This window comes from Methanorbis furvi (assembly GCF_032714615.1).
Classification (GTDB): Archaea; Halobacteriota; Methanomicrobia; order Methanomicrobiales; family Methanocorpusculaceae; genus Methanocorpusculum; species Methanocorpusculum furvi.
Map to the genome: position 1 here is coordinate 18,118 of NZ_JAWDKA010000011.1, position 25,035 is coordinate 43,152.

The following is a 25,035-nucleotide window of genomic DNA, read 5'->3' on the forward strand; positions in this document are numbered from 1 at the left end:
TGCGAAGCAGTGAGCACGACGGAACGGCGTGCGAAGCGGTGAGCAGGCCGCAGGCATGGGATTCGCGCTATTCGCGTTTCGAAACGTACCGAAGATCAGCCTACCAGCTGACCTCCATCACCGCTTTTTCCTCCTCCTTCAACGAAGTATCATTCTCCTTTGCCGCAAACGCATACTTCTCCATAGGATTATACGAATCATACAAAGCGCACTTATCCAGCACATCCACAAACTCCCGCAGATACAAACGCGGCACCACATCAACCCGTCCGCCGAACCGTCCCGTCACCCGTTCGATCATCGCACGAATAAACCTGATCGAAACACGGCTCTTATCAACCTCAGAGTACGCCTCGGAATAGATCTCAATAACCCGCGTCGAAACCTCCTCAAGCTTCTTCACATCAAACTTCGGCAGAACAATCTGCGTCTGCATCGGATTTGAGTACCCGTCATCTGCAATCATACCGATACGATCATACAACGGCGGAAGAGATCTGATCCCTTTCGCACTATCAAACAAAGCCGGAGTTCCCGCAAACAGGAAAAAACAGTTCGGCAGCTCATTCCGGTCGATCATATCAACAATCTGCCGGAGATTAATGTAGCCCTTCTCCCGCTGCGGACGGGCAAACGCCTGAGCAGTCTCCACCTCATCAAACGTCACGAGGAGCCCGGAGTATCCTGCCTGCACAATAACATGCACCAGCCCATTCAGAAACGCCAGAGCATCACCCTCCGTAACCGTTCCCTTCAGACCAGCCTGCGACTTAAACGTGCGGCCAACAGTCTGCTCTCCCGCAATCCAGCCGACCGCAGACTGAGCCGTTGCAAAATCTCCCGTATTGTTCGCCTGATAATACGTCCGAAGAGCAGCCGCAAGACCGGAATTAATTCCGCTCACCCGCAGAAGCACCGACTCAATCTCTTTTGCCGTCTGAGCCGCAAGAGCAGGATCATCCTCGCGAATGCCCGTGCTAATAAGCCGGTCCTCGATTCCGTAAATCCAGGTATCGATGATACTCTTCAGCGCATGATCCTCGGTCTGCGTTGTGAGACCTGAACAGATCTTCGCATACACTGCCTGCAGTTTGTGAAGAGGCGTGTCAGGAGAAATCACCACATGACTCGTCACAAACTTTGACGCAAGACCAATCTCCTGCGCCCGCGAGATCAAAAATGTCTTGCCTGACCCGTACTCGCCGCGGACAAACTTACAGTCAGCATGACCCGTCCCGACAAACGCCAGCTGCGAAGAGATAACCTTCTCCTCGGTCGAAAGCCCGACCGCGAGCCTGCCAAGACCAGACTCAGGCACTGTTCCGCGACGGAGAGCATTAATAATTCCAACACTTTCGAGCCTGTGTTCATCACGCCCGAACCCGTTACTCTCCGGTATAGCCATAAATCTCCCCGCGGTCACCGACGCCGCGTTTCTCAAGAATCTTCACACCCTTCTCTGACGCCTTCGTCAAAATTCCGTTCACAATACCGGTAACCCGTCGCGTCCCAAGCACTGAGCGGAGGTCCATCTCGGTCGCCTCGCGGTGCTCACGCAGGAATGCAATCACCTGTTGTTCACGCTCGTCAAGATCCAGAAGATTTGCCGCAGGTTCAGGTTCGGAAACATCAGCCGCATCAACAAGCCAGGAGTTCTTCTCCAAAAGAGCAGGCCGCTCGGCAAGCGCCCGGCCTTTCGCCTGAGAGAGCAGCTGCATAAAATCCTCGACCTTAATCACCGCAGGATAACAGGGCATCACATCAAGACCCAGGAGGCAGTGCCACTTGCACTCCTCGTAGTCCTGCCGCTCAAGAGCGTCGCCTGCTGCATAAAGAAGACCGACCGCCAGCATCTCGCGACCGTTCGAGGAAAGTTTCTCCAGAACCGAAGTCAGGCGGGTAAGTACCTGCTCCATGACTTTGGGGATCCGGTACATCGCCTCTTTGCCGTTCAGAACTTCACCTGCGACCAGTTCCACATCAGACGCACGGGTAACGTTCGTCAGAATGTAACGGATGACCGTCTCGCACTCGCGGTCCTCACCGAGACGTTTGAGAAAACCTGCGTAGGAAATACCGCCGTGAATATAATCCGCACGATACGCCCGGTAGTACCAGTCGCGGGCCTGCGTGCAGGCACGGGCATCCTCATACGCTGCGCCAATCTGCGTCAAGCAGACGGCGGTCGGGTATGAGGAGAGAAGCACGCTGATAATTCCTGCGACCTCTTCTTTGGTCCGCACCGCATCAAGGAACACCTTGAACCGGTTGATGACCAGCTCCTGCATCGCAGGATCCGCAACCTCGGAATCTTTTCCGCACTGTTCTGCAATCAGCTGCCGGTAAATCGTGTTCGCTTCATCAGCGTGATTGGTTCGTGCGGCAAGTTCTGCTTCAAGCAGCCGGTAGACAGGATCTGATCTGCTCTTGACCAGAATGCCCAGTTCATAGCGTGCTGCATCATAATGCCCGAGCAGTTTTTCAAGCAGCACAAATGAGAATCGAATCTGGGCAACGTCGTCGTCCTCCAGTTGTTCCTCTTCAAAGCTGTCAAGAGCAGACCGATAGGCACTCTCCGCAGCTTCGGGGTCAAGGGCCGACAATGCTTCAAGATCAAGACGGAGGTAGACGACTTCACGCACGGTGTTCCAGCCGCGAAGGGCAACACTCATCGCTTTCTGATACTCTTTTGCGGCAAGCAGCGCCTCGACATACTCAGGCGAAAACTCGTCTTCGCCAAAGTTCTGCACATGAAGGGCCGCCGCTTCTTCAGGCTCGCCGACTTCGGTGAGGGTTTTCATCAGCAGTCTGATGTCGGCAGGATCAGAGCCGAACCGGACCAGAGAGCGGAGCGACGGAATGGCACCGCGAAGATCGTTTCTTGCAAGAAGCAGGCGGGCATAGCTTCGGAGAGCCGGACGATTCTCAGGGTCAAGGATCAGTGCGGTCGCATACTCGGAGACCGCATGTTCATCACCGGTTTTTTCCATGACGTCAGCGAGATAGCTGTGCAGGTAGGAGGAGGCCGGCATTCCCTGTATGAGGTCGCGGAGCAGATACCCTGCGGTGTCGTACTGGCCGGTTTCCGTGTAACTGCGTGCGGCAAGAAGCAGAAGAGCGGGGTCGCTCGTGCCGGAGACCAGGGTGATGACGTCGGCAAATTTTCCGGCGTTGAAGAGTTTCATCGCATCGTCGAGTGCGGGTGTCGGGCTGGAGGGGTCAGGGGTCATGAGGGGTTATAGATTTGCAACTACTGCTTCTGCAAATGCTTTGGAGTCCTGCGGCATTCGTGCAGTGATTACTTTGCCGGAGATGACAACTGGTTCGTTGACGATGACTGCTTTGTCAAGTTCCATTACGCGGCGGGATGCAGGCGTGTCAAGGATGGTTGCGTTCTTTCCGGCAAGAAGTCCGGCTTCGGCGATGATGGCGGGTGCAAGGCAGATTCCTGCGGTGACTTTTCCGGCATTGCCGAGTTTATTGACGATATCGATCAGCTTTTCGCATCTCCAGAGATAGTCCTGACACCCGATGCCGCCGACGATGACGATTCCATCATAGTCAGCGATATTTACGTCGTCAAAGGACAGGTCGGTCTCGACGATTTCGCCGTGCATGCCGTAACAGGTTCCTTTTATGGTTGATGCGGTAACGCAGGCAATTCCTTTCTCCTCGAAGAGGGATTTCGGAACGGTGTATTCCTGATCCAGAAACCGGTCCGGAGCTATTGCGAAAAGAATTTTCATGTGTATTTAATATGGTTTTCCCGAGAGATTAAGGGTTTGGTACTTGCTCAGTTCAGAAACAAAATTCAGTCAGTAATCTGATAGAACGGGATGGTTTTCATCACCAGAATATGGCACTATGATTTTTTGAAACACGAACCACACGAAAAAAACGCGAAAAATTTAACTCACCAAATAGTACGAAAAACACGAAATACAAATTACAACACGGAAGTTACTGCTGATATGAAAACACTCGGGCACTCATTTTTCACAATGCATCCATAGATTTCGTGTTTTTCGTACTATTTGGTGAGTTAAATTTTTCGCGTTTTTTCGTGTGGTTCGTGTTCCAAAATACTCGCGTCGCGTAACTCCACTCTAAAAAATTCTCAATATTCAAAAAAAAATTATTCTTTACGGGCCGGAGCGTTCAGCTCCTTCCAGCCGGTTGCAAACCGCTGAATTGCCGTGATGTGGCCAAGCACACCAAAGATCAGCAGCAGCCAGCCGAGCGCCGGAAGCCCGAAGAGCAGCGGGGCAGGATACAAAACCTCAACCACGCCAAACACCAAGATCAGCACCAGCCGGTCAGCCCGTCCGAGAATGCCGCCGTAGTTACGTTTGAGGCCGACAGCCTGCGCCTGAGTTCCAAGATACGAAGACATCAGAACGCCGGTAAGCGCAAAGACTCCGATCGCCCAGGCGGGTACCGGGCTCGTCCAGGTAACCGTCCCCCAGGCAAAAATTCCGGTAATGATGAAAATATCTGCATACCGGTCGAACACATGATCCAGATAATCGCCCGCGGGACTCGCAATGCCGGTAAGCCGTGCAACAGCCCCGTCAATTGCGTCAAAGAACGCACTCACAAACACGAGAACTACGCCAAGAAGGGTCTCACCGATACCAAACGCAATGCCTGCGGCAGCTGCTGCGATAAGAGCAAGCACAGTACAGGCGTTTGGCGTCAGATGCAGAAACACCATTGCTTTTGCAAACGGCGTAATAATAAATGCAACCTTGGGGCGGAATGAATCAAGTGTCATGGCGTCAGATACTCCGACCAGTCGATCGTTCCAAATGATGACGGGATTTTCCCGTCCGCAAACGAAACAATCAGATCAGTCACGGACTTTACCTCTTTATATGTTGTATCTATCTCATAAACTTGTTCTGATGCAAACATATCCACAGTCTCTGAGAGGATAACATCAAGTGCCTCTGCCTCGCAGTTTTCGGCAATTTTTTCGGCGGTGTAACCGCGGGGAACAAGGCGGTCACGCAGCAGATCAGGCCTGCACCGCAGAACAATAATTTTGTCGCAGGAGAGAAAATGAGCAAGAGATCCTTCCAGATACCCTTCATGATAGGGAAACTCATCCGCCCATGCCTCAACATCCACCTCGTCCGCATCGCGGGAGGCGTCGCGCCCGACAACGTAAGGAGCGACGGTCGTCTTCAGATCCAGAACCGCGATGCCGCGGGACCGGAGTTCATCAGCAACCGCTGACTTTCCGGTGCCCGGCGTTCCGGTAATGCCAATCATCACAGCTGCTTCACCGCCGCAAGGAACCGCTCGTTCTCCCAGACGTCCCCGACACTCACGCGGACAAACGTATCCCCAAGACCCGGGAAGCTGGCACAGGACCTGACCAGAACGCCCTGTTTTGCGAACAATTCCATCGCATCGTTGCTGAGAAGAGGTGCAGTGTCGAAGAGAACAAAGTTTGCGCCGCTCGGAATAACAGGATACGGAATTTCTTTGACAAAGACCGACCGCCATTTCCTTACATGGGCAATGAAGTTGTCGCGGTAGGACTCGTCCGCAAGCGCTGCAACAGCCGCGGCTTCTGAGACACGGTTCAGTGTGAAAGGAGTTGCCGCAGCATGATACGGGCCTTCAAGCCACTGCGGAACAAATCCGTAGCCGACACGGAGACCCGCAAGCCCGTATACTTTGGACAGCGTTCTGCCGATGATCAGATTATCGTACTTCTTCAGCAGAGACAGATAATCTGCATCGCAGAACTCAACATAGGCATTGTCAAGGAACAGAACGCCTGTGATGCTGTCAAGAATTTTTTCAATATCACAAACCGGCGTGACCGTTCCGGTCGGATTATTTGGAGTGCAGAGAAACGACAGCTTCGCATCCTTTGCTTCACGAATGAACGCATCAACATCCACCGAAAAATCAGGCAGACGGGAAACGTTCACCACAACTGCAGACGCTGCCGCTGCTGCGATTCCGTACATCGAAAACGTCGGTGTTGAGACAACGACTTTGTCATTTGGTGCAATGAGTGCACGAATAACCGTCTCAATCACGCCGTCCATCCCAAGACCTGACGTCACCACAGGGCTGTCATAGATGTGGCGGCGGATGGCCCCCGTAAACGACTCGGCTTTTGGGTCCGGGTAGCGGTTTGCCGAAGCAAGTGCATCAGCTGCCGCTTTCAGTACCGCAGGTGACGGCGGGTAAGGATTTTCATTGCTGCCGAGCCGTGCAATTTCCGTGAAACCTGACATCTTTGCAATCTCATCAGGAGATTTTGCAAACACGTAGCCGGTCTTGGTGTACAGATCGCGGCAGAGGCTGGTTTCACACTGAGTCTGCTGCTTCATTGATGATTCCAACAGCCTGATCGATCTCGCGATTCTCAATGATGAGCGGAGGGACAAGCCTCACGTTGACGCCGCCGGCAACATTGATCAAAAGACCATGTTCGCGACAGTAGTCGGCAATCGCCGGAGCTTTTTCGCCTGCGGTAAACCCGACCATTAATCCTCGAGCTCGCGGATTCAGACCGGCAAGACCTTCTCTGAACCGCTCGCCTTTTGCTGCAACGCGGGGAAGGGCTGACTTGATCACATCAAACGTGGCAAGACCTGCTGCGCAGGCGATAGGACCTCCCGCAAAGGTGCTGCCGTGTTCGCCTGCCGTGAACTCAAGGCCGTCTCTTGCGATGATACCACCCATCGGAATACCGGACGCAACACCTTTTGCAAAGCTGATGATATCAGGTTTTACCGAAGAGTGCTGGAACGCGAACCATTTTCCGGTTCTGCCCATACCGGTCTGCACCTCATCGCAGACCATCAGAGCGCCGGCATCATCGCAGATGTCACGGATGCCGGGGATGAAATCCTCGGGCGGAATGATGACGCCGGTCTCTCCCTGAATCGGTTCAAAGATGACCGCAGCGGTTTTCTTGGTGACGACACTCTTCAGTGCTTCAAGGTCGCCGTACGGACTGAACTTACAGGGGACACCGAGAGGCTCGAACGGTTCACGGATTGCCGGCTTGTGCGTGCAGGCGAGTGAGCCGACCGTTCGCCCGTGGAAGTCGTGCTCAAAGGAGACGAACTCATGGCGGCCGGTGTGGCGGATTGCGAGTTTGATTGCTGCATCGTTTGCCTCAGCTCCGGAGTTGGAGAAGAAAACTTTGCCAAGTTCAGATACCTTGGAAAGTTTTGCGGCAAGCTCGGCCTGACCCGGGACATAGTACAGGTTTGAGCAGTGGATGAGCATCTGCGCCTGTTTGCAGATGGCAGCAGTCACTGCCGGATGGCAGTGGCCGGTACTGCATACCGCAATACCTGCGACGAGATCGAGATATTTGTTTCCGGTGCTGTCCCAGACATGACTGCCTTTGCCCCGGACGATTTCCATGTTCCGGCCGAATGCAGGCATGTAGTATTTTTGATCGAGATCTTTGGTTGATGGCATAATTTACCTCATTTATTCATATTCGATAGTTGCTGGAGGTTTGCTGGTGATATCATAGAGGACGCGGTTCACATGCCGGACCTCGTTGATGATGCGGCTGGAAATTTTTTCCAGAACAGGATACGGGATCTGTGCCCAGTCAGCTGTCATGAAGTCGGTGGTGGTGACCGCACGAAGGGCAATGGCGTAATCATACGTACGCTCGTCTCCCATAACGCCGACACTTCGCATGTTCGTGAGTGCGGCAAAGTACTGGTTGATCGATCTGCCAAGGCCTGCTGCTGCCACTTCCTCGCGGAAGATTGCATCAGCATCCCGAAGCAGGTCGAGCTTTTCCTTGGTGATCTCACCGATCACACGAATCGCGAGTCCCGGACCCGGGAACGGCTGACGCCACACAAGATTTTCCGGGATGCCGAGTTCGGTTCCTGCCGCACGAACCTCGTCCTTGAAGAGGATACGAAGCGGCTCGACAATCTGTTTGAAGTCCACGTTGTCAGGCAGACCGCCGACATTGTGATGACTTTTGATCACCGCAGCGTTCCCGGGCCCGGACTCGATCACGTCAGGGTAAATGGTGCCCTGCACAAGATAATCGACCGAACCGATCTTTTTTGCCTCTTCTTCAAAGACGCGGATGAACTCTTCGCCGATGATCTTTCGTTTCTGCTCAGGATCAGACACGCCGGCAAGTTTTGTGAGGAACCGTTCCTCTGCGTTCACACGGATGAGGTTGATGTCGAACTGTTTTTTGAAGATTGCTTCAACCTCATCGCCTTCGTTTTTGCGCAGAAGTCCGTGGTCAACAAAGATACAGGTCAGCTGTTTGCCGACCGCCTTGTGGACAAGAACTGCGGCAACCGATGAATCAACGCCGCCGGAAAGTGCGCAGAGAACACGTTTGTCACCGATGTTATCCCGCAGATGGGCAACCATGTTGTCAACGAACGATGACATTTTCCATGTTCCGCTGCAGTCGCAGACGCGGTAGAGGAAATTTCTGATCATGTCCATGCCCTGCGGCGTGTGAAGAACTTCGGGATGGAACTGGACCGCATAGATCTTTTTCCTGCTGTTTTCCATCGCAGCAAACGGACAGCCGTTCGTTGTTGCGGTCGCAACAAATCCTTTCGGCAGTTCGCTGATGTAGTCGCCGTGACTCATCCAGCAGGAGGTCTCGTTGATCATGCCGTCAAAGAGCACACTGTCGTGCAGCTTTAACGGAGTTTTTCCGTACTCGCGGGTAAGAGCGGTTGCGCCCGGAGAGACTTTGCCGCCGAGGGTGAAGGCGATGATCTGTGCTCCGTAGCAGATGCCAAGAATTGGAATACCGAGAGAAAAGATCTCAGGATCCACGCGGGGAGCGTTCTCTGCATACACACTTGCAGGCCCTCCGGTGAAGATGATTCCTTTGTAGCCGCCTGCTTTTATCTCGTCAAGAGAAACAGTACAGGGCTTTACTTCGCAGTAGACGTTTGCTTCACGGACGCGGCGGGCGATCAGCTGGTTGTACTGGCCGCCAAAGTCGAGAACGAGGATGGATTCCATGGATTATACTTTCCTGTTATGGTTGTCAAGGCAGCCCTGCACGAATCCGACAAACGGAGCTGACGGGCGGGTGGGGCGTGATCGAAATTCTGGATGGAACTGGGTTGCAACAAAGTACGGGTGGTCGGAAAGTTCGAGTGCTTCCATTCTGCGGCCGTTTCTTCCACAGAATCTGAGACCTTTGGACTCGATCTCATCGATGTACTCAGGGTTGACTTCGTATCTGTGGCGGTGACGCTCCACGATCTCGGTCGCACCGTAGAGTTCGGCAAGTTTTGAGTCTGCGGCAAGGTTAACCGGGTAGTCGCCGAGACGCATGGTTCCGCCAAGGTCGTCGACTCCTTCCTGTTCGGGAAGGATGGTGATGACCGGGGTTCCGTCTCCCATTTCAGAGCTTGTTGCGTCTTTGTAGCCGACGACGTTTCTTGCGAACTCGATGGTGCAGAGCTGGAAGCCGAGGCAGAGACCGAGAAGCGGCTTGCCGGTCTGGCGGGCATAGGTGATTGCGTTGATCATTCCTTCGATTCCGCGGTTGCCGAAGCCGCCCGGGATGAGGATGCCGTCAAGGTCAGCGAGGTCCTGCGTGGTGTACTGTTCTGCGTCAAGCCACTGGATGACGACCTCGGTCGAGAGTTTGCGGCCTGCGTGTTTGAGTGCTTCCTTGATGGAGATGTAAACATCCTCCACGCCGTATTTGGTGAGGATGCCGACGGTGATCCGGTTGGTGTACTCGCGGGAGACGAGGGAGTACCAGCTGTTGTCGGGTTTTCCGGGCGAAAGTTTGAGAAGCGGCAGAAGGACGTCTGCCATTCCTTCCTTCTCAAGCTCCATGGGAACGAGGTAAGTGTCAGGAGCAGTTGTTGCGCTGATGACTGCTGACACATCGACGTCACAGAAGGAGGAGATCTTTCTTTTGGTTGCAAGAGAGACAGGCAGTGTGCTTCTTCCGACGATGAGGTCTGCTTCAAGACCGAGTTCACGAAGGGCTTTGACCGAGTGCTGGGTTGGTTTGGTTTTGAGGTCGCCCATGGTGTCTGCCGGAAGGAGGGTGACGTGGACCAAGACGAAGTCGCCGTTACCGTACTCCCAGTGCATCTGGCGGACGGCTTCAAGGAAAGGCATGCTTTCGATGTCGCCGACGGTTCCTCCAACCTCGACGATACAGATCTCTGCATGGTTGCCGTCCTTGTCGATCCAGCTTTCTGCGGCAGTTTTGATTCTGTCTTTGATTTCGTCGGTGATGTGCGGAATAATCTGGACGGTTGCCCCGAGGTAGTCGCCGTGACGCTCTTTCTGAATGACGGAGGAGTAGATCTTTCCGGTGGTCAGGTTGTGGTCTTTGGTGAGTTCGATGTCAAGGAAGCGTTCATAGTTTCCAAGGTCCAGGTCAGCTTCGCCGCCGTCCTTTAAGACGAAGACCTCGCCGTGCTGGGCAGGGTTCATGAGTCCTGCGTCGATGTTGAGGTATGGGTCAATTTTTACGGAGGTTACATGGTAGCCTCTGTTGATGAGTATTCGTCCGATAGACGCGGCAGTGATGCCTTTTCCAAGGCCGCTCATAACACCGCCAGTTACAACTACATATTTCACTCTTGAGTCCCCGCTTTTTGAAGTTGAATAATGCTTCTTATATTGGCGGGCTGAGGTATTGAAAGTGAGGGGTTCTGCAGTTTTGTATTTTGAAGAGATGGGCGCCGAAAAAAGACATGAGTGAAAAATGTCAGAGCACGCGCCGCACGTACTCGGCAATTTTTTTCTGCAGAAGTTCATCGCCAGAGCCAAGCTCAAGAAGCGCGGTGCGCATCTCTTTTTTCATGAGAGAGAGATCAGTTCCCGCAACCGACAAAGAGACCGCATTGCCCTCACCAAGATCAATCGAACAGGTGAGGGTCAGAGATGATCCCGCAGCCGCTGAAGCGGCTGCGCCTGCAACCTCACCGATCAAGGAAAGAAAAGGTCGCGGGTCAGAAAAAATTCCTGAATCAAAGATATGATCTCCGGCAAAAATTTTGAGAGCAGAGACATCAGCCTCAGGCATCAGCGCAGCAGCAGCACGAATGATCTTTTCAGAAAATCTTTTGGAAAGTACGGTCTGCACAATCTCTTCAGGGTCGGACAGCGTCCCCTTTGAAACAAGAAGTGCGACCTCGCGGTTCTGCGATGCAGACAGTGTCGGGCCTGCAAGGTTTACCGCATGGGCAAGCGAGGAGAGATACCCGCCTGACGGCAGATCAATCCACTCAACCTCGCCTACAGGAACAGGTTCAGGCCCAAGATGCCACATCGCCGAGTCAGAGTAGCGGATAATCCGGACACGGAGATCCTTTGGAAGATTTGCGATGAACTTTTTTACTGACGAGTTCGCTGAAGCGACTCGGCCTCCCTCAAACGTGCCGGCGCAGTCAACAAGAAGCGTCAGAACAGTGCTCATCCCGCAATCTCCTGAATCGTTGCCGCAAGCGTGTCTATCTCGCTCTCGGTGTTGTAGAACGCAATGCTCGCACGAATGGTTCCTTCCGGGCACTCCAGATACCGCATCAGAGGTTCGGCGCAGTGCATGCCGGACCGCACCATGATGCCCGCCTCATCATCCAGATATGCCGCAGCTTCGTGCGGCGAGATGCCGGGAATCGTAAACGATACAACACCGATCCGCTGTTTGGGGTCGGCTGGAACGTAGAGTTTTACCCCGGGCACTGCCGAAAGTTTTTCGATCAGACGATTCGTAAGTTCCCGCTCGCGGGCTTCGATGTTCTGCATGCCGATATCTTTCAAAAACACTGCGGCAGCTCCAAGACCAATGCCTCCCGCGATGTTCGGCGTTCCTGCTTCATAGCGGTGGAAGCCTTCGGTGAGGGTAAATGAGTCCTCGCCTACCTGCTCCACCATGCCGCCGCCGACGAACAACGGTTCAAGAATCGGATTTTTCATCCAGAGAACGCCGGTTCCCGTAGGCCCGCACATCTTGTGGCCTGAGAAGGAGACAAAGTCTGCACCGAGCGCAACCACATCGACTGGCATATGCGGAACTGACTGGGCTGCATCGACCGCGAGAAGTGACCCGTGTTTTTTGCAGAGCTTTGCAATCTCTGCGACCGGAACAACTGTGCCGGTCACATTCGAAGCCTGCGTAACCGCAACAAGCCGGACCGAGTCATCCATCGCGTCCCTGAGAGCGTCCATGTCAAGCGTCAGATCAGGTTTGAGTCCGACGACGCGAACGGTGACCCCGTACTTCTCCAGAGCACGCCAGGGCAGAAGGTTTGAGTGGTGCTCGAGAATGGTTGTGACCACGCAGTCGCCTGTCTTCCAGTCAAGACCGCGGGCGATCGTTGTCACTGCTTCGGTGGTGTTCTTCACAAACACGGTCGTTCCTGCGGTTCCGTTGATGAAGTCAGCAACAATCTCATGCGCATGCCAGTACTTCTGGCTCGCAATTCTCGTCAGCCGATGGACGCCGCGGCCCACATTCGCCCGATAAGTTCTCTCGAACTGATCCATTGCCGCAAGAACCGGCTCCGGAGCAAACGAGGTGGCCGCGTTGTCAAGATACATCAGATCCCCGAGGATGGGGAACTGTGACCGGACTGCTTCCCAGTTTGTCAGAGGCAGCAAAGCCTCTGCCGGAGACTCTGCCGGCTCAACATCCACCACATCGACTGCCTTTCCTTCAGGCATCAGATGGGCAACCGATGACGGTGTGCTTCGCTTCACCGGTTTTTCCGAGAGATCAAGGTTCGCCTCGCGGACAAGCTCCTTCATCTTCGGCGGAAGATCCTTCCATCTCCACAGACCCCAGCTGACAAACTCGGGCGGAAGGCCGCGGTCCGCAGCCCAGCGGTTCAGGAACTCATCCCACCGTCCGGCCATTGCCGGATGCGTCTCGTGCATGGTGGCAAGCTCTGACTCAAGCATTGCGGGGCAGAGATAACAGCCGATGCGTTCGTATCCCCGTTCGTACAGAGAGTTGTAGGGAACCTCGCGAAGCCACAGGTACAAAAACACATCCAGCGCACGCCATGATCTGATCGGCGAGAGGTTGATCTGCATGGGATTGTTCGGATTCTGCGAGACCGCATCAAGCGAAGCCCGGCTCCATGACTCATACCAGCGGTTGCCCTGGACCGTGACGCAGGGACCGGTCTCGGCAAGATGCACCTTGAGGGGATTAAGCTTCAGGAGCTTGCAGCACCAGCGGTGATCCTTGCCCGGCGGTCCGGCTTTTTCAACTGCCTGCCAGAAGTCGCCGGCTTTTTGGATCATGCGCACGTTCTGACTTTTCACAAACTCGACGGTTTCCGGGAACTCAAGGCCGGTGTCGATGAAGAACGCGTCGGTTACTCCTGCTTTCTGCGCAATCTGCCAGACTGCTGTGCTGTCCTTGCCGCCGGAGAAGGAACAGTTTGCAACCGGTGCAAGCCCGAGGTTCTGTTTGATCTCGCGAACCGCGGTGCGTTCCATATTTTTCAGATGGAATGCATTGCGCTCCACAACCTCATCCCATGACGGGTTGGGCATGCCGGACTTTTGCTCAACCTGCACCAGCTCTTTGATGCGGACAAATCCGTCCTTCAAAATTCCGGTACCGTACTTTGATTTGTACTTCAGGATGACAACGCCGTCGGTTGCATCAGCGACTGCGGCAACTTTCTTGCCGCCAAGTCTTCCGGTTGGAAGATTTTCCGCTGCGGTCTCAAGGTTGATGATATTTTTCTCTGCTTTGCCGATGAGATAAGGCAGTGCCTCAGCTTCAATATCCAGACGGAAACTGCGGGATACGGGATCAAACCACAGCCATGCAAACCGCACGCCGTTTGCGATCACCAGCTCGTTTCGGTCAAGACCGCCTGCCTTGTTGAACACCATCACTTTGGGCAGCGTCACGCGGGGACCAAATCTGTCGGTGATGAGTTTTTGGAGCAGATCATAATCTGCCTTCAGCACCGGACGGATGTCGTACGGTTGCTGGAGAGGAATCTTAATTGTCTCGGCATCGCACGAGCAGGTTTTTGCAACAAGAGGGACGTTGCATCTTGGACACCAGTAGAGATGTTTGGTCAGGTAATCGTCGCTGTCCGCGGCGACGTAATAACCCGGCTTAACCTCCTTTCGCTGGGGTTTTTCCTTTGGCTGGCGCTGATGCTGCTTTTTTGCAGACTGATTTTTTCTCTGGTGCGGATATTTTTTGTATTCGTGCGGCACAGTGAAGATATATTTGTGCTGAAAAGGGATGAGGTTTGTTGCGTGGGTGTTTTCGCATTATTATTTCTGAGGAGACCATGAAAATCCATGAGCCGCCCACGGAAAAACGGAACACACGGAAATTTCACAGAAAAAAAAACATCACGGAGCAGACGTGAACAGCACGGAACCAGAAAATAATTAATATTAGTGATGTTTTTCGCATCTACTAAATTTTTCAAAAAAATCCAATCAACCGCCTCCACGCATGCCGCAGGCATGCGTGTGATGCCGAGCCGGTTTGATTCTGTGGGGGTTCGCCGCCTGCGGCGGCAAATCCCCACATTAGAATCAAAGCGGGGCGGTTAGAAGAAATCAAACTCCTCAGTATCGGCTTCCTCAGGCTGGAACGCCGTATCATAAACAATGGACAGATACTTGATAAAGAACACCGTAATCGGCACTAAGACAAAGATGTAGAGAACCGCCAGCACCCCGATAATGAAAACATTGTTCAAAAACAACTGTCCGAGCGACATCGTAACAAACGTAATCATCAGATACAGAATGCTCATGATCACAAGCGAAAGAATGTAATCATACCAGCCAATCTTGCCGATAATATCTGCAACCTTTCTCAGATTCACCGCCTCGCGAATCGAACCGGTTCTGCACAGATGCGTGATACCCACACAGGCAAACAGAATAATGATTAACGTTGTCACAAACTGAACTGCCGCATACGAGAACACTGTTCCCACATACATCATCCCCTCCAGCTCCAGAACATCAGCCGCAGAGTAGAGACCGGTATCAGGGAAAAGATACATGAAGACAAGCATGTAGATAAGCGAAATAACAAACAGCGGAATCGCATAGATGAAGAGCGTAATATTGATTCTCCATCCATTGAAGAACAGACCCCAGAGGTTGCCGGTGTCAGGCATCGTATCGCCCGTGCGGAACAAGCGGTAACAGTAGCCCTGCATCAGCGGAACAAAAAACACGCAGGCAAGACCGATCAGAACCGCAAAATATCCCAACAGGCCTGAGAGGACTTCAGGAGTAAAACCAAAATCCGGACCGACAAGAAGGCTCACCAGAATTGGCAGCACAATCAGCTGTAAAACGATCGTGGCCGCAATAAATCCGACAATGATAGGACCCACGATATAGAAGAACAGCACAATCCACCGTGGAAGATGGTTGATACTGAAGAACGCATTTTTCGTAAAGGTATAAGCGCTGGCGATGATCTCTGCGTGTTCCATTGTAGCCTGTCTCTCTTAGAATACTATTATGCCGTATTCTTATAAGATAATTGGCACGCTGACCACCCATTTTTTTATGAGGATGAAGGTTCAAGTGATAAGCATGGGCATTCTTGGCCAGCTTGAACGGGCACTCGGCGTCTGGTATCCTGACCCGGATGCAGACCCGGACGACACAAATCCAGTGGTAACCGTAGCGTTCCGGGAGTATGTCATGAGCAGGCTCGGGGATGCATACTCTGTTGCCGACCGCGAGGAGAGAAAACCTGGCGAACCTGATCTGGTCGCGGTCAGAAACAGTGATGAGAAACGCTTCGATCTGATCACCTGCTATCGAAGCAGAATGTTTGCAAACGAGGACGGGGACGCATACCTGCCGTGGACAACTCCGGAAACCTACGCAGCCTACTGCGAATACGCAGAGCAGGAGGAAAATCCCTGTTATGTCATCTTCGGGCTGCACGGATTTGCCGACGAGCCGAAGTTTGTGTTTTGTGTACCGCTCGCTGAAGCAGTTTTTGATCTGCCGAGATCAGTTCTGAAAAAGTACGAAGTCGCTGCAACAAAAGATCTTCTGCCATAGATGAACTTCAGCAGTCTGTTTCGCTTATCACTTTTTTTAGGAGTGTTTGCAGCAATGGCTCTGTCAAATGCAGTCGTTCCAGTCCTCACCGATATCACAGAGGACCCTGCACTCCAGGGCGCAGTCTACTCAGCCTACTTCTTCGGAGCATTTCTTATGGTGTTTCCCGCAGGATGGATGTCTGACAGATTCGGCAGAACACCATTAGTGCGGGCAGGACTTTTCGGAACATTTGCCGCAGCAGTACTGCTCTGGCTCTCGTACCCGGATCCGACAGCAGCAGTTCTGCTGAGATTTCTGGAAGGATTGTTTACCGGCATGTTCGTCTCCGCAGCCATGGCGTTTGTGAACTCAGGAAAGGATCACAAGCGGCTTGCCGGCGGTTTTGTTGCGCTGATGAATCTTGGAATGGTGGCAGGTCTTGTGGTGAGCGGCGGCATTGCATCGGTTCAGATATATGCAGGAGTTCTGCTCTTCGGAATTCTTACGGGAGAAGCAGGACTCCTCAGCCTCGGCCTCAAAGACGATGCAACATTTTCTCCTGCGGTATCATCTGCCGCAAAGATATGGAACATTGCCGTCTACCACAAATGGCTCTGGTTTGCGATGATGATCTTCTGCGGAACAACCGGTGTGGTAATCTCGATGTATCCTGAGCTATCAGGATTTACTGCTGAGATGAACGGCATCATAACAGCACTGATGAGTGTGGCAACAGCGATTTGTGTCTACACAGCGTCAAGAATGCGGTTTTCAGACTCGCTCTCGATCATACGAACTGCAGGCATTCTGCTTGCACTCTCAGTTCCTGTTGTGCTGCTGCACCCGGTCGGCATGATCCTTGTCGGTGCGGTGTTTGGCGTGATTACAGTTGCAGTGCTGAATTATATTGCAGAGACCAAGCAGCCGCAGGGAGTGATGAACGGGCTTTTCAATATGACCCAGTATGCAGGGATGGCGGCGCTGCCATTCGCGGCAGGCATACTGGTCCTTCCGATCGGATACTTGGGTGTGTTTGCGGCAACCGCCGTGCTGAACGTGCTTGCGGGTCTTCTGGTGGTCAAGTGTCCGTGTTACGTTAGGTAGGGAGTTACGCGGGGGCGAGGAGTTTCAAAACACAAATCACATGCCTGCGGCCTGTTCACCGCTTCGCGGAATACCACGAATAAAAAAAATCACCAATGGCAATTTTATTTATTCGCGCTATTCGCGCCATTCGCGTTTCCTTTTCTCATCATGCCCCTAAAAAAAAATAAAAAAAATTAGGATCTTCTCAGAATCAGAAGAGCCGCACCAAACATTCCTACAACCGCGAGAATCCCAAAGCCCGGAGTCTGGGTTGGAACCGGAGCCGCAGTGCTCGGAGTCAAGGTCGGGAGTGCTGTTGGAGCTGCAGTTGGAACAACCGGAGACTGGTCGGAGACGACGAACTCCTGCGTTGCCGAAGCTCCTGTCTTGATGCCGGTAACACTGACCTCATAATCCGAAGGATGCAGAGGAACAACACTGTAGCTCCAGACATTCTGGCCTGAAGTGGGTCCTGCAAGAACAATAGTCTGGCCTGACGTTCCCTGAGACCATGAAGAGGAGTCAACAGCATTCTGTACCTCCTTATCTGACGGCCAGAAGTTAAAGATGGTCACCTCAACCGAAAGCACATCACCGACAGCAAGGTTCGTCGTTCCGGAAATAATGAAAGGAGTTCCCATGTACTGGGTTCCAACCGGATTAATGGTGATCAGCGGATACGCTATCTGGAACGTAAACGTCTGGCAGAGATCAGGAATGTTCGGACTATTGATCATATTCACCAGAGCATATGCAGCCTGGGAACTCTGCAGAGCATTTGGTCCCACCACAACAAAACTGCTGCCGTCAGCAGGAACACCACTTCCCGGATTAACGGTAATGTAGGTGGTATCGCCCTCAGTTACCGGTCCGACACTGAACGTGCTGCCGGTTCCGGGGCTCTGCACAACACAGTAGTACTCGGAAGGCGACATATCGGCTGTGGTCTGAAGCTCATAACTGTAGAGACCGCCGTTCACCTGAACCTTGGTGTATTTGAAGTAATTTGGACCAAAGAAGTAGAGTGCAACCTGCTGGGCACCGGGAGCCTGACCGCTGACATAGAAAGGATCTCCCTGCGCAACAACAGTATCAGCTGATGCCGGGGCCGCGAGGGCGGCAAAAATCAGCAGAACGCATGCGCAAAAAACCATGCGTCTGGTAAATGATGAGCGTTTTTTTATCATAGACAAGATATATGTCCTTTTGCCTTCCCATTAATTATAATGGTTGTGACAAAATCCTCTCTTCCAAGGCCAGTGGTGAAGTGGGCAGGAGGAAAGAAGCAGTTGATTGGTGAACTTGCCAAGCGCTGCCCGCAGGATTTTGCCAGTTATCTTGAGCCGTTTTTCGGCGGGGGAATTCTGTATCTATCTCTCTGGAGTCTGGGAAGGATTCAAGGCAAAGCTGTGCTGAATGATGCAAATCCTGAACTGATAAACCTGTATAGGATGATCAGAGACAGGCCGGAAGAGCTTGTGAATGAAGCGGGTGGTCCGAAATTTGTGAACACAAAAGAGGCGTACCTTTCCTGCCGCGAACGGTTCAATGAGATTCGGGGAACAGATGCCTGTCTTGAGCGGGCGGTTCTGTTTTTGTATCTGAATCATCACGGCTACAACGGACTGTGGCGGGTGAACAGTAAAGGAGAGTATAATATTCCGTTTGGAAAATATGTGCGCTCCCCGCGGTTCTGTAATGCTGAAATGATTTTTTCGATGTCTGAAGCTCTCGCATCAGCTGTTCTGATGGATGAGGACTTCGAGCAGGTAATGCCAAAAATTCAGAAAGGAGACTTTGTGTATCTTGACCCTCCCTATCATCCGCTTTCAAGCACGGCGTACTTCACCTCGTACACGACAGGCCCGTTTGGTCTTGAAGAGCAGGAGCGGTTGTTCAAAATGTTTCGCGAGGCCGATCGGAAGGAGGCGTTTGTGATGCTTTCAAACTCGGTTGCTCCTGAGATTCTTGAGATGTATGAGGAGTTTTTTGTCGAGCGGGTGCCGGTTCTCAGGCTGATTAATGTTAATGGAGCAAGAAGAGCCGGGGGCGAGGAAATTATTGTAAGAAATTACGAGTAGCTCTGATTACAAAGAGTTGCCCACGGAAAAACGGAACACATGCCTATGGCCTGTTTACTGCTTCGCAGGATCACACGGAATTTCACAGAAAAACATCACGGAGCAGACGTGAACAGCACGGAAATATATTCAGGATGAATTATGGTAAACGTCTCGTGTTTCAAAATGTTCACCACCGTGCAATTCCTAAATTATTTAAAAATTCCGTGATGTTCACGTCTGCTCTGTGATATTTTTCCGTGAAGCTCCGTGTGATCCGTTTTTCCGTGGGCGGAGCTATGAGGCGGTAAACAGACCGCAGGCAACTCAAAAATAAAAATGTAACTCCGGTCAGAAGAGACCGGAGATGTTGCCGTTTGCATCGATGTCGATCATGCATGCAGAGGGTTTTGCCGGAAGGCCGGGCATGGTCATGATCTCGCCTGTCTCAACAACAATAAATCCTGCGCCGTTTAAGAGCCTGACATTTGCAGCATTCACCGTGAAACCGGTCGGGCGGCCGAGTTTGTTCGGATCATCCGAAAGTGAGTACTGGGTTTTTGCGATGCAGATGGGAAGTTTGCCGGAACCCATTGCTTCGATCTCTTTGATGGTGGTGTCTGCTGATGCTGAGTAAGCAACTTTGGCAGCACCGTAGATACCGGTAGCAACTGCTTCGATTTTTTCTTTGACCGGCTTGTCAAGATCATAGAAGAACCGGAAGCTGTTGGGTTTCTCACAGGCCGCAACAACTTTGGCAGCAAGATCAACTCCGCCAGCTCCGCCGAGGGCGAAGACTTCTGAGAGGGCGAAGTCAACGCCTTTTTTGGTGCAGAACTCATTGAGGGCGGCAATCTCCTCATCGCTGTCAGCGGCAAAACGGTTGATCGCAACAACAACAGGAACGCCGAACTTTTTGAGGTTATCCACATGGGCTTCGAGGTTGACCATTCCTGCCTTCATGGCAGCAACGTTTGGCTCGCCACATTTTTCCTTCGGGATTCCGCCATTGTATTTGAGGGCACGAATCGTTGCCACGAGAACGATGGCATTTGGAGTGAGGCCGGCGTACCGGCATTTGATGTCCATGAACTTTTCTGCGCCAAGGTCAGAGCCGAAGCCTGCTTCCGTGATGACGTAGTCAGCCATCTTGAGGGCAAGGCGTGTGGCACGGACCGAGTTGCAGCCGTGAGCAATGTTTGCGAACGGTCCGCCGTGGATGAAACAGGGGGTGTTTTCCAGTGTCTGAACAAGGTTTGGTTTGAGCGCGTCTTTGAGGAGGGCGGCCATTGCTCCCTGGGCTTCGAGGTCGCTTGCGTAGAGAATTTTTCCGCTGCGGCTGTAACCGATGATGATTCTGCCGAGCCGTGTCTTGAGGTCGATGATATCAGTTGCAAGGCAGAGAATTGCCATGACCTCGGACGCGACGGTTATCATGAAGTGATCTTCTCTTGGGACGCCGTTGGTCGGCCCGCCCATGCCGACGACGAGGTTGCGAAGCGCTCTGTCGTTCATGTCAAGGCAGCGTTTGAAGATGATTTTGCGAGTGTCGATGTCGAGAACGTTTCCCTGCTGGATGTGGTTGTCGATCATTGCGCAGAGCAGATTGTTTGCGGCGGTGATTGCATGAATGTCGCCGGTGAAGTGGAGGTTGATATCCTCCATGGGGATTACCTGCGAGTAGCCTCCGCCCGCAGCGCCGCCTTTGACGCCGAAGACCGGTCCGAGAGAGGGTTCACGAAGGGCGATGGCTGCATTTTTGCCGATCTTTGCCATGGCCTGGCCGAGGCCGACAGTTGTGGTGGTTTTTCCTTCGCCTGCCGGGGTCGGGTTGATGGCGGTTACGAGAATGAGTTTGCCGTTTGGTTTGCCGGCAAGGCGTTTTTCAACGGTGTCGGAGATTTTGGCTTTGTACTGGCCGTAGGGTTCCAGTTCGTCGGGCTGGATGCCAAGTTTTGCGGCAATTTCCGTAATTTTGTGCATGTCGGCTTTTTGTGCAATTTCGATGTCAGACAGCATGAGTGGTTTCACCCTTTCAAGGTATGATGACGGTGATGCGGGAGGACCGTCGTTATAGTATAGATGGTTGGAAGGTGTGATAAATACATGGGGAATGGAGTGAGGCGGGGAAAAAAAGGTTAGGGAGTATTAGAGGAACTTGCTGACCGGTTCGGAGGCGACCTTGTACCAGACCTGGGTAACGTCAATTTTAACAAGGACAAAGACATCAAGATTTTCTCCGTTATGGGATGCCAAGTCATTTGGCAGAGAGAACGTAGCCGACGATGGATAATTAGAAATCTGATTCTTGTATACCGGCGCCGTAGTGTTACCACTATAGAACACAATGAAGTTAGGATTTTCATCTTTCAGAGTAGTAGTTGGCTTAAACGTAACCGTGATCTGGTTACCATTTTTATTGAGTGTTCCGGCAACTTTGCTTTTGTTTTCAAAGATATTTTTTCGAGGAGGAATGGTAATCGGCCCTACGGTAACTTTTTCACTCGTAGTATCGAATATAACATTTACAGTTACGTTTCCGGTAAGTTCGCCCAATACCCATGAGTCAGGATAGGGGGTTTTCGTCCAATTAGAAACCTTAGTTGGTGAAAGATCGTAGGTATAGTAGTTCTTATCCTCCACCATCTTCACCTCCGTAACCTCGACTTCTTGATTTTTGTTCTCACCCTCAGTAACTTTGAAGCTTGGATGACCCAGACCCTTTACGGAATCATTCAGAATGATTATCATAAATCCATGTGCAGGATAGACATCACTGATGTAATAGGGGACAACCGATATCCACCCATTTGGATCCGACATGCCCCCGTCAGCTCCAGGGATGACCGGAATTATCACCTTCTGCATCAGCAGCACCTGCTCGGATCCGTCGCGGAATTTTCCGGTGACAGTTGCGTAACACTCCATTTCTACTACAGAATCCTTTCCGGTCGTGATAAGAGTTACAAGGTCCGTATAGTTCCCTCTTTGAACCTGTTCCAGAATTTTCGGATCAACGTATGCCGCCATACGGTACTCCTGCCCGACCTGCGGACCTTCGACAGAGTTGTTTTGCGTTTTCGCATAGATCAGTTTCGGTCCAGTAATAACGGCGGAGAGCGAGACAAGATCAGCCGCATCTGCTCCTCCGTGAACAATGATGCCAATACCATGTTCGGGATTGTTCCCACCAACCGCATAGGGTTTGAGCGTCAGGCCTACCTGCTTCATGTCAAACATTCCGTCGGCGAGTCCCATCGCTATCACTGTCACGATGACGACGAAAACAACTGTAAATGCGACGAGAAGAATCGTTCCGATGGCAGGAGAGACGGCTGCATCCTGAGATGGTGAAGACCCCATGGTATTTCCAATGTAATATTACCTCTCAACCTACAATAAGTTAGTTGTTGACTGGATATGTGAATTGAAAAAAAAATATCTGAAAACGATACGGACAGGAAATGAATACGATATTTGAGAGAGGGGATGGGTTACAGGAAAAATTTTGCTTGAAAAGATTCTTTCGCTTTGGTTTTTCTTGGAGTAACCACGGAAATATAGTTGCTCTATACGAGACCAAAACGCAAGCATACTGAAAAGAAAAATCATTTTTTTCACGCGAAAAAATTCTTGCCCACAAATCCGGGACCTTCCAAATTTTTGGAGCAATCCCGGGTAAAACGTAAACTATTATTAGAGAGAGGGAGAACTATTATAGTCACTCTTGCTTCAGTGGCCTAGCCCGGCATAGCGGCTGATTTGTAATCAGCAGGTCGGGGGTTCAAATCCCCCCTGAAGCTTTTTGTTTTTGTTCAGATCCGTACCTCTTCTGCATCGAATTCCGGCATGGTGAGGGTTGCGTTTCCTTTGGGGACATTGGTGTAGAGTACCCAGCCGGTGACGGATTCTCCTTCTTTGAGAATGATGTCATCATAGAGCATTTTTTTATGATATTTTTCCGGTACCGGCAGGAGGTGGGTTGCGGGGTGGGTAGTTTTGCTTGTGCCGTTTTCAACGGAGAGTAAAAGATCATGATCGGAGATGGTGACGGATCCTATGTAGCCTTCCCGGCGGGAGTTTTTGCCGAGTGTTTCGCAGGTGACGGTCACTTCGATGAGGTAGGCGGTGCTGCCATCTTTGAGCTGGATGGTGGGGAGTTCCCGCATGACGTCTGCGCCGCGGTAGATGGTGAGGACGTCAAGCCCGATAATATCGTTGTCGGGGATGATCGCTGCTGTAGGTATGGTTCCTGTTGCGGAGAGGGTCGGTGTTTTGTCTGCCGGGGATTCGGATGCGATGCAGCCGGCAGTCAGAAGTACGGCGGTAATGAGGAGAAAGAGGAGAAGGAGGTGTTTCATGATGGATGATTGAATGTTTGTGGTATTTATGATGTTCTGTGGTGGGCGGTTTCGGCTTTTTAGAATATTTTTATGAGAGTTACGTGGCGTCTTCGATGCAGTGAAAATATTTTGTGCCGTACTCTCTGAAAAATTTCTTCTATGGCTTCTGATGTGCTGAGTTTCACCCACCAGAAGTACTCGAACACCGAATTTATCCCGACAACCGGCAAACAATCCTTAGACAATGATTGACTTTGCCAACCTCACTCCCAAACAAAAACACTTCTATGATACCACACGGAAGGTTGTGACCGGCTGCAAATTTTTCAAAAAAGACTCAACACTTCCGGATGCAGAGTTTTTTGCAAAGAGAGGGTTTGTCTGCACCATGACGTCTGATATCTGCGCCTACTACACTGATTCAACCCTTGGGTATGACACCGGAACCCTGTGCGGCAAATACCGGAAAAAAGAGTGAAAAAGTATTATTTGCGCTTCTTCATTTTTCCAATCTCTTCTTCGACCTCGTCAGCTCCTTCTTTGTAGAACTTTGCCTCATCAGGGGCAAGTTCGTGAAGGAGGCGGAGGAACTCGCCTGCATGTACGCGTTCCTCGTCGGCGATGTCTTCGAGAACTTCGATTGCGAGTTTGTTATCGGTTGATTCGGCAAGCTGCTGATACAGCTGGATTGCTTCGTATTCTGCTGCGACCATGAAGCGGATGGCGCGGACAAGTTCTGCATCAGTGAGTTTGCGATCAAATTTCTGGCCTGCGAATGGATTTCCAAATTCTGGCATAGATAGTATGTTTGTTTGCGCTGTGATAAAAGTAGGGATTGGGGATAATTCAGAACAGCTTCATTTCGGAAAAAAAGCGATACATGGAGACAGAAACTGATAAAACAGTCATTTCAATATGAATGACTGCTGGATAACTTTTGTCCTTTGTCCTTTGTCCCCCACAAAAAAATGAGATGAGCCGCAGGCATCATCGGTGATCACAGATGATTCAACTGCTCCCGCTGTCATGTTGTTTATGTATGTAACTTATCAGATAAATACTACTCAAAGCGGGCGAAAAACGACAGAAGAAGATCTGAATTTTTTGGGGTACTCCTCTTTCGGATACAGGGGGACAAGGGACAAAGGACAATAAATTCGATAGGTGGTTTTGCTTGGAATGAAACGCGAATAGCGCGAATAAAAAATCGCCAATGGCGATTTTTCAAAGGATAAAGAAATACCCAGTACTTCTCTGAACGAATATATGTCCAAAAAAATAACATAACCAAATCCCTGAAAATCGCCATTGGCGATTTTTTATTAGCGTTATTCGCGTTTTACTCAAAGACAGAAAAAGCTCTCCGCTCTTCACAAAAAAACATTACAAAACAATCTCAATCAAAAGGAAGGGGGTGCAGCGTTGAATAGTTCCCGAGAACTCGCGTATCTCAGTACAGTATCCGACGTAAGAGAGCTTAACTGCCGGGTTCGGAATGGGTCCGGGTGGAACCTCTCTGCTAT

General features: G+C 51.6%; 21 protein-coding genes, 1 tRNA gene and 1 rRNA gene. 5 read left to right on the forward strand and 18 right to left on the reverse strand.

Features of this window, described 5'->3' with window-relative positions:
- Positions 1-100: 100 nt before the first annotated feature.
- The 12 genes from brxD to McpAg1_RS08965 form a co-directional block, all read right to left on the reverse strand.
- The gene (brxD, locus tag McpAg1_RS08910; protein ID WP_338094964.1) at positions 101-1,405 is read right to left on the reverse strand and encodes a BREX system ATP-binding protein BrxD; all 1,305 of its coding nucleotides are present in this window, start codon (positions 1,403-1,405) and stop codon (positions 101-103) included.
- Positions 1,386-3,230, reverse strand: a complete 1,845-nt coding sequence (locus tag McpAg1_RS08915) for a tetratricopeptide repeat protein (protein WP_338094965.1) — start codon at positions 3,228-3,230, stop codon at positions 1,386-1,388. Before McpAg1_RS08915 ends, brxD begins: the two co-directional genes overlap by 20 nt.
- A gap of 6 nt (positions 3,231-3,236) precedes the next feature.
- Positions 3,237-3,746: a DJ-1/PfpI family protein gene (locus tag McpAg1_RS08920; protein WP_338094966.1), complete on the reverse strand. Its 510-nt coding sequence runs from the start codon at positions 3,744-3,746 to the stop codon at positions 3,237-3,239.
- A 389-nt stretch (positions 3,747-4,135) separates the two neighbouring features.
- Complete coding sequence (locus McpAg1_RS08925; RefSeq protein WP_338094967.1) at positions 4,136-4,774, reverse strand: CDP-alcohol phosphatidyltransferase family protein; 639 nt, start codon at positions 4,772-4,774, stop codon at positions 4,136-4,138.
- Positions 4,771-5,274 (reverse strand): adenylate kinase family protein, encoded by a 504-nt coding sequence (locus tag McpAg1_RS08930; RefSeq protein WP_338094968.1) that lies wholly within the window; start codon positions 5,272-5,274, stop codon positions 4,771-4,773. Before McpAg1_RS08930 ends, McpAg1_RS08925 begins: the two co-directional genes overlap by 4 nt.
- Positions 5,274-6,353 carry a pyridoxal phosphate-dependent aminotransferase gene (locus tag McpAg1_RS08935; RefSeq protein ID WP_338094969.1) on the reverse strand — a complete coding sequence of 360 codons (1,080 nt, stop codon included), beginning with the start codon at positions 6,351-6,353 and terminating at the stop codon, positions 5,274-5,276. The genes McpAg1_RS08930 and McpAg1_RS08935 overlap by 1 nt, the downstream gene beginning before the upstream one ends.
- Complete coding sequence (locus tag McpAg1_RS08940; RefSeq protein WP_338094970.1) at positions 6,331-7,458, reverse strand: aspartate aminotransferase family protein; 1,128 nt, start codon at positions 7,456-7,458, stop codon at positions 6,331-6,333. The genes McpAg1_RS08935 and McpAg1_RS08940 overlap by 23 nt, the downstream gene beginning before the upstream one ends.
- A gap of 12 nt (positions 7,459-7,470) precedes the next feature.
- Positions 7,471-9,006: a glutamine-hydrolyzing GMP synthase gene (gene guaA, locus McpAg1_RS08945; RefSeq protein ID WP_338094971.1), complete on the reverse strand. Its 1,536-nt coding sequence runs from the start codon at positions 9,004-9,006 to the stop codon at positions 7,471-7,473.
- Between the two features lie 3 nt (positions 9,007-9,009).
- Positions 9,010-10,596 carry a glutamine hydrolyzing CTP synthase gene (gene pyrG, locus McpAg1_RS08950; protein ID WP_338094972.1) on the reverse strand — a complete coding sequence of 529 codons (1,587 nt, stop codon included), beginning with the start codon at positions 10,594-10,596 and terminating at the stop codon, positions 9,010-9,012.
- A gap of 130 nt (positions 10,597-10,726) precedes the next feature.
- On the reverse strand, positions 10,727-11,437 hold the full coding sequence (locus tag McpAg1_RS08955; RefSeq protein ID WP_338094973.1) for a hypothetical protein: 711 nt from the start codon (positions 11,435-11,437) through the stop codon (positions 10,727-10,729).
- On the reverse strand, positions 11,434-14,208 hold the full coding sequence (locus McpAg1_RS08960; protein WP_338094974.1) for an aminotransferase class V-fold PLP-dependent enzyme: 2,775 nt from the start codon (positions 14,206-14,208) through the stop codon (positions 11,434-11,436). Before McpAg1_RS08960 ends, McpAg1_RS08955 begins: the two co-directional genes overlap by 4 nt.
- A gap of 344 nt (positions 14,209-14,552) precedes the next feature.
- Entirely contained in the window at positions 14,553-15,458 is a 906-nt protein-coding gene (locus McpAg1_RS08965) for a DUF4013 domain-containing protein (RefSeq protein WP_338094975.1), read from the reverse strand.
- Positions 15,459-15,540: 82 nt separating this feature from the next.
- Between McpAg1_RS08965 and McpAg1_RS08970 the strand changes: the two genes are divergently transcribed.
- On the forward strand, positions 15,541-16,041 hold the full coding sequence (locus tag McpAg1_RS08970; RefSeq protein ID WP_338094976.1) for a hypothetical protein: 501 nt from the start codon (positions 15,541-15,543) through the stop codon (positions 16,039-16,041).
- The gene (locus McpAg1_RS08975; RefSeq protein ID WP_338094977.1) at positions 16,042-17,127 is read left to right on the forward strand and encodes an MFS transporter; all 1,086 of its coding nucleotides are present in this window, start codon (positions 16,042-16,044) and stop codon (positions 17,125-17,127) included. It abuts the gene before it with no gap.
- A gap of 176 nt (positions 17,128-17,303) precedes the next feature.
- On the opposite strand, the gene McpAg1_RS08980 is transcribed toward McpAg1_RS08975, so the two are convergent.
- Entirely contained in the window at positions 17,304-18,296 is a 993-nt protein-coding gene (locus McpAg1_RS08980) for a hypothetical protein (RefSeq protein ID WP_338094978.1), read from the reverse strand.
- A 39-nt stretch (positions 18,297-18,335) separates the two neighbouring features.
- Between McpAg1_RS08980 and McpAg1_RS08985 the strand changes: the two genes are divergently transcribed.
- Complete coding sequence (locus McpAg1_RS08985) at positions 18,336-19,190, forward strand: DNA adenine methylase (RefSeq protein ID WP_338094979.1); 855 nt, start codon at positions 18,336-18,338, stop codon at positions 19,188-19,190.
- Positions 19,191-19,520: 330 nt separating this feature from the next.
- Here the strand turns inward: McpAg1_RS08985 and McpAg1_RS08990 are convergent, their stop codons facing one another.
- A complete protein-coding gene (locus McpAg1_RS08990; RefSeq protein WP_338094980.1) occupies positions 19,521-21,188 on the reverse strand; it encodes a formate--tetrahydrofolate ligase in 1,668 nt (555 codons plus the stop codon).
- Between the two features lie 129 nt (positions 21,189-21,317).
- The gene (locus McpAg1_RS08995; protein ID WP_338094981.1) at positions 21,318-22,532 is read right to left on the reverse strand and encodes a hypothetical protein; all 1,215 of its coding nucleotides are present in this window, start codon (positions 22,530-22,532) and stop codon (positions 21,318-21,320) included.
- A gap of 366 nt (positions 22,533-22,898) precedes the next feature.
- Here McpAg1_RS08995 and McpAg1_RS09000 point away from each other — a divergent pair.
- A tRNA-Thr gene (locus McpAg1_RS09000) sits at positions 22,899-22,972 on the forward strand.
- A 12-nt stretch (positions 22,973-22,984) separates the two neighbouring features.
- Here McpAg1_RS09000 and McpAg1_RS09005 read toward each other — a convergent pair.
- Entirely contained in the window at positions 22,985-23,530 is a 546-nt protein-coding gene (locus tag McpAg1_RS09005; RefSeq protein ID WP_338094982.1) for a hypothetical protein, read from the reverse strand.
- A gap of 226 nt (positions 23,531-23,756) precedes the next feature.
- Here McpAg1_RS09005 and McpAg1_RS09010 point away from each other — a divergent pair, with 226 nt between their 5' ends.
- Positions 23,757-23,990, forward strand: a complete 234-nt coding sequence (locus tag McpAg1_RS09010; RefSeq protein ID WP_338094983.1) for a hypothetical protein — start codon at positions 23,757-23,759, stop codon at positions 23,988-23,990.
- Between the two features lie 7 nt (positions 23,991-23,997).
- Here the strand turns inward: McpAg1_RS09010 and McpAg1_RS09015 are convergent, their stop codons facing one another.
- Both McpAg1_RS09015 and rrf read right to left on the reverse strand, forming a co-directional pair.
- Positions 23,998-24,309: a ferritin family protein gene (locus tag McpAg1_RS09015; RefSeq protein WP_338094984.1), complete on the reverse strand. Its 312-nt coding sequence runs from the start codon at positions 24,307-24,309 to the stop codon at positions 23,998-24,000.
- A 614-nt stretch (positions 24,310-24,923) separates the two neighbouring features.
- Positions 24,924-25,035 (reverse strand): 5S ribosomal RNA (rrf, locus tag McpAg1_RS09020); the annotation flags it as partial.